The organism is Mesorhizobium sp. M7A.F.Ca.CA.004.06.1.1 (genome assembly GCF_003999135.1).
In the GTDB taxonomy this organism is placed as follows: domain Bacteria; phylum Pseudomonadota; class Alphaproteobacteria; order Rhizobiales; family Rhizobiaceae; genus Mesorhizobium.
This window is the reverse complement of record NZ_RZPQ01000188.1, coordinates 1-8652: the sequence shown is the minus strand read 5'-3', so window position 1 is coordinate 8652 and position 8652 is coordinate 1. Positions and strand designations below refer to the sequence as shown.

Here is an 8652-nt window from a genome sequence, read left to right as displayed (position 1 = left end):
CTCCCCTACTCCCCTAAACATTCAGCAACAAATACTCCCGCTCCCACGGGCTGATCACTTCCATGAAGGTCTCGAACTCCGCCCGCTTGATCGCCGCATAGGTGGCGGCGAAGGACTTGCCCAGATGCGCGCAGAGTTCCTCGTCGCCCTCGAACAGGTCGACGGCTTCGAGCAGGCCACGCGGCAGGTCGATTTCGTCGGCATTGGCGGTGGTCAGGACGGGAGGCTCGGCCTTGATCTTGTTGGTGATGCCGATCAGCCCGCAGGCAAGCGATGCCGCCAGCGCCAGATAGGGGTTGGCATCGGAGGACGGGATGCGGTTTTCGACGCGCCGCGCCGCGGGATCCGAGCGCGGCACACGAAACGCCGTGGTGCGGTTGTCATAGCCCCATTTGTTGTTGACCGGCGCCGACGCCGCCTGCGTCAGCCGGCGGTAAGAATTGACATAGGGCGCGAACATCACAAGTGCGTTCGGCACATGCTTCTGCATGCCGCCGATGAAGTGGAAAAAGTCGTCGGTTTCCGAGCCGTCAGCGGCCGAAAAGATGTTCCGTCCGGTCTTCTTGTCGATGATCGACTGATGGATGTGCATGGCGGAGCCGGGTTGCCCCTGGATCGGTTTGGCCATGAAGGTGGCATAGATCTCGTGCTTGAGTGCTGCCTCGCGAATGGTGCGCTTGAACATGAACACCTGGTCGGCCAGTTCGATCGGGTCGCCGTGGCGCAGGTTGATCTCCAACTGCCCGGCGCCCTCCTCGTGGATCAGCGTATCGATCTCCAGGCCCTGGCTTTCGGAGAAATGGTAGATGTCGTCGATCAGTTCGTCGAATTCGTTGACGCCGGCGATCGAATAGCCGGCGCCGCCACCGATCGCGCGTCCCGACCGGCCGACCGGCGGGGTCAGCGGATAGTCCGGATCGGGATTCTTGCGCACCAGGTAGAACTCGATCTCGGGCGCCACCACTGGCTTCAGGCCGAGCTTGTCATAGGCGGCCACCACACGTTTCAACACATTGCGCGGCGTGAACTCGACCGAGCGTCCGTCCTGGTGGACGAGGTCGCAGATGACCGCGGCCGTCGGGTCTTCTTCCCAAGGCACCACCGTCAGCGTCGACAGGTCGGGCATGAGCTTGAGGTCGCCGTCATCTTCCGGGTAATGGAAGCCGTTGCCATCCTCGGGGTAGCCGCCGGAAATCGTCGTCATGAAGACTGCCGACGGCAGCGCCAGCGAGGTGTTGGAGGTGAATTTCTTCGATGGCATCATCTTGCCACGCGCAACGCCTGCCTGATCGGGCGTGATGCACTCGATGTCCTCGATGCCGCGCCACTCCAGCCAGGCGCTGACTTCCTTCCAGTTCTTGACGCCTCGTTGGTTTTTCACGAAGGCAGGCGTGCGGGCGCGTCCTCCGCGGCTCGACGGACGGACTTCCTTTTTTGCAGGCGGCATCATTCACCAGATTGGGTTGCGGATTGTGGAGTATAGCCGTGCCCTCCTATGGAAGGGAAGGGGAGCCGCGTCGGGCATTGGCCGGCGCGGTTGAAAATCACGCCAATCGGCTTAGTTTCGGCCGTCCCACTTCAATCGAGGCCCCCAAATCTTAATCGAGAAATTGAATGCGGCCCAACGGCAAACTGACAACGATCGGATTCGATGCCGACGACACGCTGTGGCAGAACGAGCAGTTCTTCCGGCTGACGGAAAAGCGCTTTGCCGCCATGCTCGTCGACCATGGCGAAGCGGAGCACATCTCGGCACGATTGCTGGAGGCCGAAAGGCGCAACCTCGCCGTCTATGGCTTCGGCATCAAGGGATTTACCCTGTCGATGATCGAGACGGCGATCGAGGTCACGCAAGGCCGCGTACCGGCCTCGGTCATAGCGGAGATTCTCGATGCCGGCCGCGAAATGCTGAACCATCCGATCGAGGCCTTGCCGCATGCCCGCGAGACGGTCGAAAAGCTTGCCGGCGCATTCCGCCTCGTGCTGATCACCAAGGGCGACCTCTTCGATCAGGAGCGCAAGCTGGCTGGCTCTGGCCTTGGCGATCTGTTCGACGCGGTCGAGATCGTCAGTGACAAGAATGCTGCCACCTATAGCAGGATCTTCAGCCGCCACGGCGATGGTGCCGCGAAGAGCATGATGGTCGGCAACTCGCTGAAGTCGGATGTGGTACCGGCCATCGAGGCCGGCGGTTGGGGCGTCCACGTGCCGCATGAACTGACCTGGGTGCTGGAGCATGTCGAGGCGCCGGTGGCTGAAACGAGATACCGCCAGATATCCGATCTCGGACAACTGCCCGGACTGATCGAAAGCATCGTGAATGCAGGTTGATCACAGGATCCAGCTGTTTGTTTTCTGATTCCCGGACGGAAACTCCGCGCACTTTTTCTGGCTGCTCTAGCGGCCAATCAGGCGATCGATCACCGGTTGCAACCGTTCGGGCGTGATCGGCTTGGCGACCACCACGTCGATGATACCAGACAGGCCCAGACTTTCCCTGGTGCCATTCTTGGTTGACAGCAGGATTACTGGTGGCAGCGATTTGCCCGAGGCGCGGCGCAACGCGTCGATGCTGGACATCAGATTGTCGCAGTCCTTGTTGTCGGCGCCGCCGTCAAGGACAACCGCGCCGGGAATGAGCGACCGCAAGATCCTTGCCGCCGTGTCGGGAGATTCGGAAATCGGCTTGAGCCCGGATCGCTCGACGATCTTTGAAATCACCACGCGATTGATTGGCGATTTGCCGACGACAAGCACCTGCGACGGATCGCGGACCGCCTCGGTGGTTGAACCGCGGGTCACCGGATTCGGATGTCTTGGAGTCTCGCCTTCGCCATTCACCGGGCACACAAGTCGGCCAAGAAGCTCGCCCCTATTTCAATGCAGAGTTGAATCCGGAGCGCAATTGGCGTGAGATCGGAGCCTATGTCAAGTTGAAATAAAAGTGCCTGAAATCATCGCCGGAGCAGTGAATTTCAAGCAACGCTACTGTACTCAACTGTCCACAAGTGCGTTTCATAAAAAGAAAATTCACCTGCGCAGGGGCTGCGCAGGTGAAGGGCCGGTTGCATGGATTCCGGTCAGCCGTGGCGCTGCTGTGTGACGATCACCGGGATCAGCAGATCGCCCCAGTTGCCGTCGCCGCCATGATGTCGTGCCGAGCGCACGAGCTCCACCGAGACGCCCGCCTCGACCGCCTTCATCACCGACTGGTTGAGGCGGTGCAGGTCGTTGGCCAGCATGCGGATCGTCGCCTGCTGGTCGACGTTCATCGTCGTCGACTGTTCCTCGGCGCGTTCCTTGACACGGCTTATCGATGCCATTGGTCTTCTCCTTCCAAGCCCTGTTGGGCGTTTCCTCTGAGTTCTTCTGTTCGCTATTCGGCGGCCGGTTTGAACTGCGCGTGCTCTGTCGATTCATGCATGGCGGTGGTCGATGACTGGCCACCGGTGATCGCCATCGACACGGCGTCGAAATAACCGGTGCCGACTTCGCGCTGATGTTTGGTCGCGGTGTAGCCATCGGCCTCGGCCGCGAACTCCGCTTCCTGCAACTCGGAATAGGCCGCCATCTGCCGCGCCTTGTAGCCGCGCGCCAGTTCGAACATGCCGTAGTTGAGCTGGTGAAAGCCGGCGAGCGTGATGAACTGGAACTTGTAGCCCATGGCGCCGAGCTCCTTCTGGAACCTGGCGATCGTCGCGTCGTCGAGGTTCTTCTTCCAGTTGAACGAGGGCGAGCAATTGTAGGCGAGCAGCTTGTCGGGATGATGCTTGCGCACGCCCTCGGCGAATTTCCTGGCCTGCGTCAGGTCCGGCTTCGAGGTCTCGCACCAGATCAGATCCGCGTAAGGCGCATAGGCAATGGCGCGGGCGATGCAGGGCTCGATGCCGTTCCTGACATGGTAGAAGCCTTCCACCGTGCGGCCGGCGTCGTAGTCGACGAAAGGCTGGTCGCGTTCGTCGATGTCGGAGGTGAGCAGCTTGGCGGCTTCCGCATCGGTGCGCGCGACGACCAGGGTCGGCGTGCCCATCACGTCCGCCGCCAGGCGCGCGGCGTTGAGGTTGCGGATGTGCGCCGCGGTCGGGATCAGCACCTTGCCGCCGAGATGGCCGCATTTCTTTTCCGACGCCAACTGGTCCTCATAATGGACGCCGGCGGCGCCCGCCTCGATGAAGGCCTTCATGATTTCGAAGGCGTTGAGCGGTCCGCCGAAACCGGCTTCCGCGTCGGCGACGATTGGCGCGAACCATGTCTCGACCGAAAGCCCGTTGCCTTCGGACGTTTCGATCTGGTCGGCGCGCTGCAGCGTCCGGTTGATGCGCTTGACCAGTTCGGGCGCTGCATTGGCCGGATAGAGCGACTGGTCCGGATACATCGCGCCAGCCGTGTTGGCGTCGGCGGCAACCTGCCAGCCCGACAGGTAGATCGCTTTCAGCCCGGCGCGCACCTGCTGCATCGCCTGATTGCCGGACATGGCACCGAGCGCGTTGACGAAGTCCTCCTCATGGATGAGCTTCCACAGCCGGTTGGCACCCATTTCGGCGAGGCTCTGACGGATCTGCACCGAACCGCGCAGACGCTTCACATCCGCCGCGGAGTAGGGCCGTTCGATACCGTCGAAACGACCTTCCGGGGCCGATGGCACGAGGTTGTAAAAATCAGTCATTGGTCACTCCGAGGAATTGCTGAACTGTGTCAAGGCTTCAAGAATTTGGGGTCGTTGGGTTATGACTGGATTTACATTTCTGCGCGACATCAGCCACAAAAATCAGGGAAACCGACGGAATATAAGAGAAAACCTGTGTTGCGTTTGACAGAGGTGCGTTGTAAATTTGTCATTATTGTAAAAGGACCGAGCCCAGAAATTCGTGTAAATGCTGTAAAGGACAGTCCGTGGCTGACCAGAAGATTTTCGCCGGGCCGCGCATCCGCCGCATCCGCAACGCCAAGGGCCTGACGCAGACGGCGATGGCCGAGGGTCTTGGCATTTCGCCCTCCTATCTCAATCTGATCGAGCGCAACCAGCGGCCGCTGACGGTGCAGCTGATCCTCAGACTGGCCTCCGTCTACAAGGTCGATCCGCACGAGCTGCAGGGCGAGGCGAGGGGGTCGGTCGCTGCCTTGAAGGAAGTGTTCACCGATCCCCTGCTGGTCGGCGAGTTGCCGGGAGATCAGGAACTGATCGAGCTTGCCGAGGCCGCGCCCAACGCGTCCGCGGCGGTGATAAAACTGTTCCGCGCCTATCGCGAGCAGGCCGAGCGCCTGTCCGACCTAAACGAGCTATTGGCGCGCGAAGGTCGGGCGACGGCGCTTTCCGGCGCCCGCCTGCCGATCGACGAGGTGCACGAGATTTTCGAGCGCCGGCCGAACCATTTCGCTGCCCTCGAGGGGGAGGCCGCGGCGTTCACCTCGGTGCTCGATCCCGGCGACGATCTGTTCGGCGCGCTGAAGGCCTGGCTGAAGCGCGAATATGGCATCGTGGTCAAGGTGCTGCCGGTCGCCACCATGCCGAACTGGCGCCGCCGTTATGATCGTCATTCGCAGCGCCTGTTCCTGTCCGAACGCCTGTCGCCGTTCGACCAGTTGCGCGAAGTCGCGATGGAGGCCTGCCTGATCCGCATGACGGTCGCGGTCGCCGGCGAGATCCAGGCGCTCAAGCTGAGCACCGACGAGGCGCGCCGCCTGGCCCGCTTCGAACTTGGCCGTTATGCGGCGCATGCGCTGATGATGCCCTATCAGGCCTTTCACGCGGCTGCCGTGCGCGCCCGCTATGACATCGATGTCCTGCGTTCGCGCTTCGGCGTCTCCTTCGAACAGGCAGCCAACCGGCTGACCATGCTGCAGCGGCAGGGTGCCTCGGGGGTGCCGTTCTTCATGCTGGAGGTCGACAATGCAGGCAACCGCTTCCGCAAGGCCGGCAGCCAGGGCTTTCCACAAAGCCGCTTTGGCGGCGGCTGTCCCAAGCTGCCCGTGCATGTTGCCTTCACCCAACCCGGCCAGGTCTTCGTCGAGGCAGTGGAAATGCCCGACGGCGCCGAGTTCCTGTGCATCGCCCGCACACTGGAAGGGCCGCAAGGCGCATTCTCGGAACGTCCGCGCCGCACCGCGCTGCTGCTCGGTTGCGACATCGGCTTTCGGGACGAGATCGTCTATGGCGCGGCATTGCCCGGTGCGGCAATCACCGCAAAGGCCGGCAGTATTGCGGCGACGCCGGTCGGGCCTGCCTGCCGGCTTTGCGAACGCGTCGGCTGCCTGGCGCGGGCCGAGCCGCCGGTGACGCGCCCGCTCGGCCTTGACGAGATGGTGACGGGCCTGAGTGCCTTCGATTTCCAGTAACGCCGTGTCCTCTGAAATGGGGGCAAGGTGCCATAATTGTCGCCGGCCGCTGGCTCAGTTCCGGCCTGCGCCTTTGCGTTACGCGAACAGAGCATCTTTTTGTCGTCCCTTGCGCATCGTCCCGTCCACAAAAGCCCGACAGTCGCGCTCATGATCGATACCGCATCGCCGATCGTCGCATCGCCAGCCGTCTCGCCGCGCGAGGAGCGCGTCGGCATGCTTTTGGTCTTCCTGTCGGCGCTGATGTGGAGCTTCGGCGGCACCATCGCCCGCTTCATCACTGTCGGTGACAGCTGGACGGTCATTTTCTGGCGATCCGTCTGGGCAGCCGCCTTCCTGGTCTGCTTCATGGTCTGGCGTGACGGCTGGCGTGGCACGTTGAAGCTGTTCCACGACATGGGTCTGCCCGGCCTTGCCGTCGGGATCTGCTTTGCCACCGCATCGACCGCCTTCGTCGTGGCGCTGGCCTACACCACCGTCGCCAACATCCTTTTGATGCAGGCAGGCGTGCCGTTGCTGGCGGCGCTGTTTGCCTGGGCGTTGTTTCGCGAAAGGGTCGGTGTCGCCACCTGGGTGGCAATCGCCGCCGTCATCACCGGCGTCGCCATCATGGTGTCGGAATCGCTGGATGGCGCCGTCTCGCCCATAGGCGATGGGCTGGCGCTGTTGATCGCGGTCATGTTCTCGGTCGCCACCGTCATCACCCGGCGGTTTTCCGGCGTGCGCATGACGCCGGCGACGTGCCTCGGCACCATGCTCGCGGCCGGCTTTGCCGTCTCGCAGGCATCGACCTTCACCGTGTCAGTCAGCGACATGGGCTTTCTGTTTGCCTTCGGCGTGGTCAATCTCGGCCTCGGTCTCGCCTTCTTCGCCACCGGCGCACGGTTGATCCCGGCGGCCATCGCGGCTCTGCTCGGCACGTTCGAGCCGATCCTCGGCCCGATATGGGTCTGGCTCATCCATTCCGAGGTGCCGTCGGGGCGCACCATCATCGGTGGCGCGGTGGTGGTCACGGCGCTGCTCGTCCATATCGGGCTCGAATTCAAGCGCCAGGCACGGCCCGAACGCGCAGGGGTCACCGGGGTGCCGTCGCCTAATTGAAGCGGCCTGCAGCTTTGCCATTGACAACGTCGCTGCAGCACGGGCAGGCTGGGAATACGGCAACAACAAGACAGGCGTATCTTGCCAAGTCTCCCAGCCGGTCCGATCGGGACCGGACCATATCGTCGTATCTCTGCCCGCGCCACGGCGAAAGCCTATGACGGTATTGGCACGCCTCCCAGGCCGCCTCAGGGGCATCCAGCCATCTCATCGAACCGCCTGCATGGTCTCGGCAGTTCGCGCTTGTCGCCCCTTGGAAAGCTCAATAGTCTGAAGAAAATGCCGGTCGCGCTGATATCGCGACGAGCCGGTGAAGGAACACTCATCAAAGGAGAATAGCATGATCCGCAAAGCGCTCTGGCTTTCGGCAACCTCGGCATTCCTGACATTGTTCACCGTCGGCGGTCACGCCGCGGATCGTGTCGTCAACGTCTTCAACTGGTCGGACTATATCGACAGTTCGATCATCGACGATTTCACCAAGGAAACCGGCATCAAGGTCGTCTATGACACCTTCGATTCCAACGAAATCCTTGAGACCAAGCTGCTTGCCGGCGGCAGCGGCTATGACGTCGTCGTGCCCAGCGGCAATTTCCTTGCGCGCCAGATCCAGGCCGGCGTGTTCCAGAAGCTCGACAAGTCGAAACTGCCCAACATTTCCAACATGTGGGACACGGTTACCGAGCGAACCGCCAAATATGACCCCGGCAACGAATACTCGGTCAACTACATGTGGGGCACGGTTGGCATCGGCTACAACATCAAGAAGGTGCAGGCGGCGCTTGGCACTGACAAGATCGACAGCTGGGACGTCTTCTTCAATCCCGATAGCCTGGCCAAATTGAAGGACTGCGGCGTCTACGTGCTGGACTCGCCGGCAGATATCATCCCGGCGGCGTTGAAATATCTCAACCTCGACCCGAACAGCACGTCACCCGATGATATCGCCAAGGCCGAGGAGACCTTGCTCAAGGTGCGGCCTTACATCAGGAAGTTCCATTCCTCCGAATACATCAACGCGCTCGCCAACGGTGATATCTGCCTGGCGGTCGGCTGGTCGGGTGACGTGTTCCAGGCCCGCAACCGCGCGGTCGAGGCCAAGCAGGGCGTCGAAATCGGCTATTCCGTGCCGAAGGAGGGCGCGCAGATGTGGTTCGACCAGATGGCAATCCCCGCCGACGCGCCGCATGTGGCGGAGGCGCCCGAGTTCATCCA

The 8652-nt window shown here is 62.0% G+C and carries 8 protein-coding genes; 4 read left to right on the top strand and 4 right to left on the bottom strand.

Annotation, left to right across the window (positions count from 1 at the left end; translation table 11 throughout):
- Positions 1 to 13: 13 nt before the first annotated feature.
- Complete coding sequence (locus tag EN906_RS13825) at positions 14 to 1450, bottom strand: glutamine synthetase family protein (protein WP_164749124.1); 1437 nt, start codon at positions 1448 to 1450, stop codon at positions 14 to 16.
- 164 nt (positions 1451 to 1614) lie between these two features.
- Here EN906_RS13825 and EN906_RS13820 point away from each other — a divergent pair, with 164 nt between their 5' ends.
- Positions 1615 to 2331 carry an HAD family hydrolase gene (locus EN906_RS13820; RefSeq protein WP_127272725.1) on the top strand — a complete coding sequence of 239 codons (717 nt, stop codon included), beginning with the start codon at positions 1615 to 1617 and terminating at the stop codon, positions 2329 to 2331.
- 66 nt (positions 2332 to 2397) lie between these two features.
- On the opposite strand, the gene EN906_RS13815 is transcribed toward EN906_RS13820, so the two are convergent.
- The 3 genes from EN906_RS13815 to aceA all read right to left on the bottom strand — a co-directional run bounded on the left by EN906_RS13815 (position 2398) and on the right by aceA (position 4666).
- On the bottom strand, positions 2398 to 2802 hold the full coding sequence (locus EN906_RS13815) for a response regulator (protein ID WP_236383383.1): 405 nt from the start codon (positions 2800 to 2802) through the stop codon (positions 2398 to 2400).
- A 278-nt stretch (positions 2803 to 3080) separates the two neighbouring features.
- Positions 3081 to 3323, bottom strand: a complete 243-nt coding sequence (locus EN906_RS13810; RefSeq protein ID WP_127268365.1) for a hypothetical protein — start codon at positions 3321 to 3323, stop codon at positions 3081 to 3083.
- Positions 3324 to 3376: 53 nt separating this feature from the next.
- Positions 3377 to 4666, bottom strand: coding sequence for an isocitrate lyase (aceA, locus tag EN906_RS13805; RefSeq protein ID WP_127268366.1), 1290 nt, complete (start codon positions 4664 to 4666; stop codon positions 3377 to 3379).
- A gap of 227 nt (positions 4667 to 4893) precedes the next feature.
- Between aceA and EN906_RS13800 the strand changes: the two genes are divergently transcribed.
- From EN906_RS13800 to EN906_RS13790, 3 genes are all read left to right on the top strand, one after another.
- The gene (locus EN906_RS13800; protein ID WP_127268367.1) at positions 4894 to 6336 is read left to right on the top strand and encodes an XRE family transcriptional regulator; all 1443 of its coding nucleotides are present in this window, start codon (positions 4894 to 4896) and stop codon (positions 6334 to 6336) included.
- A 150-nt stretch (positions 6337 to 6486) separates the two neighbouring features.
- Positions 6487 to 7437, top strand: a complete 951-nt coding sequence (locus tag EN906_RS13795) for a DMT family transporter (RefSeq protein ID WP_127268368.1) — start codon at positions 6487 to 6489, stop codon at positions 7435 to 7437.
- Positions 7438 to 7777: 340 nt separating this feature from the next.
- A partial coding sequence (locus EN906_RS13790) for a polyamine ABC transporter substrate-binding protein (RefSeq protein WP_164777167.1) occupies positions 7778 to 8652 on the top strand: 875 nt, incomplete at its 3' end.

Coding starts and splice junctions, on each gene's coding strand:
- EN906_RS13810 (WP_127268365.1), bottom strand. CDS start 3,323: ATGGCATCGATAAGCCGTGTCAAGGAACGCGCCGAGGAACAGTCGACG.
- EN906_RS13825 (WP_164749124.1), bottom strand. CDS start 1,450: ATGATGCCGCCTGCAAAAAAGGAAGTCCGTCCGTCGAGCCGCGGAGGA.
- EN906_RS13820 (WP_127272725.1), top strand. CDS start 1,615: ATGCGGCCCAACGGCAAACTGACAACGATCGGATTCGATGCCGACGAC.
- aceA (WP_127268366.1), bottom strand. CDS start 4,666: ATGACTGATTTTTACAACCTCGTGCCATCGGCCCCGGAAGGTCGTTTC.
- EN906_RS13795 (WP_127268368.1), top strand. CDS start 6,487: ATGATCGATACCGCATCGCCGATCGTCGCATCGCCAGCCGTCTCGCCG.